This is a genomic window from Microcystis sp. M_QC_C_20170808_M3Col, from assembly GCF_007095505.1.
Lineage (GTDB): Bacteria > Cyanobacteriota > Cyanobacteriia > Cyanobacteriales > Microcystaceae > Microcystis.
Map to the genome: position 1 here is coordinate 1 of NZ_SFBY01000387.1, position 2,500 is coordinate 2,500.

Sequence of the window (2,500 nt, forward strand, 5' to 3'; positions counted from 1 at the left end):
CGTAAGACTTCTGTTAAAGAAGCAGCATCCCGTGAAGCGTCAACCCCATTCAGCGACCATTCTAAAAAGGTGGCGTGGTGAGGAATCGCCGTCCGTTTTACGGCGGCGAGGATGTCAACTGTAAGAAAGCTGCAACAAAAAAAGGACACAAGTTAACTTGTGTCCTTCCCGAAGCTAAGAACTTAATTTTTATTTAGCGTCGGAGAATTCCGCATCGATGACATCATCGCCGCCACCAGCACCACCAGAGGGGCCATTGTCATCATTGCCACCGGGGGGATTACTAGGGACTCCTTGCTGATACATACTGCTACCGATCGCGTAGAGGGCTTGTTGTAATTCCGGTAGGATGGTTTTAATCTTACCATCATCGTCTTGAGCGATCGCTTCTTTCAGATCTTTAATCAATGCCTGGGCTTTATTTTTCTCGGATGGGGGAACCTTATCGCCCAACTCGGCTAACTGCTTCTCAGCTTGATAAACGAGGGAATCAGCTTGATTTTTGCGTTCAATGTGTTCACGGCGTTCCTTATCGGTCGCGGCGTTTGATTCTGCCTCATTAACCATGCGTTCCACTTCATTTTGGGGCAAGGTAGAAGCGCCGGTGATACTGATCGATTGTTCTTTTCCTGTACCTTTATCCTTAGCGGTGACATTTAAAATACCGTTAGCATCGATGTCGAAGACCACTTCGATTTGAGGCACACCACGAGGAGCGGGAGGGATACCATCGAGTCGGAAAGTTCCCAAACTCTTGTTATCTTTAGCCATTTCCCGTTCCCCTTGCAGGACGTGGATTTCCACGTTAGTTTGTCCATCTACTGCTGTGGAGAAAACTTCCGATTTTTTGGTGGGGATAGTGGTGTTGCGGGTAATAATCCGCGTCATCACACCGCCGAGGGTTTCCACACCCAAAGACAAGGGCGAAACATCAAGTAGAAGAATATCTTTGACTTCACCGGCGAGGACACCGCCTTGAATAGCAGCGCCGACGGCTACCACTTCATCGGGGTTAACGCTTTGGTTAGGATCTTTGCCCAGAACTTTTTTAACTAATTCCTGAACGGCGGGAATCCGGGTTGAACCACCGACGAGAACCACTTCATCGAGGGCAGATTTATTGATTTTGGCATCACGGATGGCATTTTCGACGGGAATACGACAGCGATCGATTAAATCAGCGCAAATTTCCTCGAATTTAGCTCTGGTTAAAGTGGTATCTAGGTGTTTTGGTCCTTCGGCGGTAGCGGTGATGAAGGGCAGGTTAATTTCCGCTTGGGTAACGCTAGAAAGCTCAATTTTGGCTTTTTCTGCCGCTTCTGTGAGACGTTGCAGGGCTTGTTTATCTTGACGGAGATCTATTCCTTCAACTTTTTTGAATTCTCCGGCTAAATAATCAACGATTTTTTTATCGAAGTCATCACCACCGAGATGAGTATCTCCAGAGGTAGCGAGAACTTCAAAGACACCATCACCCACTTCTAGAACCGATACGTCAAAGGTTCCCCCACCCAAGTCAAAAACGAGAATGGTTTCGTTAGCTTTTTTGTCTAATCCGTAGGCAAGAGAGGCGGCAGTGGGTTCGTTGATAATGCGGAGAACTTCAATCCCAGCAATTCTACCGGCATCTTTAGTGGCTTGACGTTGGGAGTCATTAAAATAAGCGGGTACGGTGATGACTGCTTGGGTAACGGTTTCGCCGAGGTATTTACTGGCATCTTCCACCAGTTTCCGCAGTACCTGGGCGGAAATTTCTTCGGGGGCGAATTGTTTGCCCTGGGCAGGACAGTCTAATTTAACGTTGCCGTTGCCGTCTTGGAGAGTTTTGTAGGATACTTCTGTGGCTTCGTTGGTAACTTCGTTGAATTTCCTGCCGATGAAGCGTTTGACGGAATAAAAAGTATTTTGCGGGTTCATTACCGCTTGACGTTTGGCGATTTGTCCTACTAGGCGCTCGCCATTTTTGGCGTAGGCGACGACTGAGGGCGTGGTTCTAAACCCTTCGGCGTTGGCGATAACGGTGGGTTTGCCCCCTTCCATAACCGCGACGCAGGAGTTAGTCGTCCCTAAGTCAATTCCAACTACTTTTCCCATAATCTTTGTGCTGCTCCGATACAACTATAGTGACTTCTAGAATCGGAACTGTACTCGGTTTTTAGGCGATACCCACCCCTATCAGTTCCTTCGTTATCTCTATAGTGCAAAATAACCCCGCTTTCTCGATAGTGTAGGTATCCGAACCTTTTTGGTAGTATTACAGTAGTCGTTGACACTCCCCGCTCTAAAGAGACGGGGATTCTTGGTTCACAGAGATTACTTGCTTAGACAGAATTGCTTCTGAAAAAGTAGAGGTATTCTCTCCCCAAGCGTTTCTTGGATCCAGCCCAAAGGTTCCGGTATGCCCTACCGTACTTAGTCCCCTTTTAAGGATGTTGATTGCGGCGTTTTCATCCCGATCCAAAACACATCCACACTTACACTGATGGGTTCTAGTCGATAA

Annotated in this window: 2 protein-coding genes; both read right to left on the reverse strand. The window is 47.5% G+C overall.

The window, feature by feature from the left end; translation table 11 throughout:
• Positions 1-189 precede the first annotated feature (189 nt).
• A complete protein-coding gene (dnaK, locus tag EWV84_RS17845; RefSeq protein ID WP_287079099.1) occupies positions 190-2,094 on the reverse strand; it encodes a molecular chaperone DnaK in 1,905 nt (634 codons plus the stop codon).
• Between the two features lie 187 nt (positions 2,095-2,281).
• Positions 2,282-2,500: zinc ribbon domain-containing protein (locus EWV84_RS17850; RefSeq protein ID WP_287079100.1), on the reverse strand; the 219-nt coding region annotated here is incomplete at its 5' end.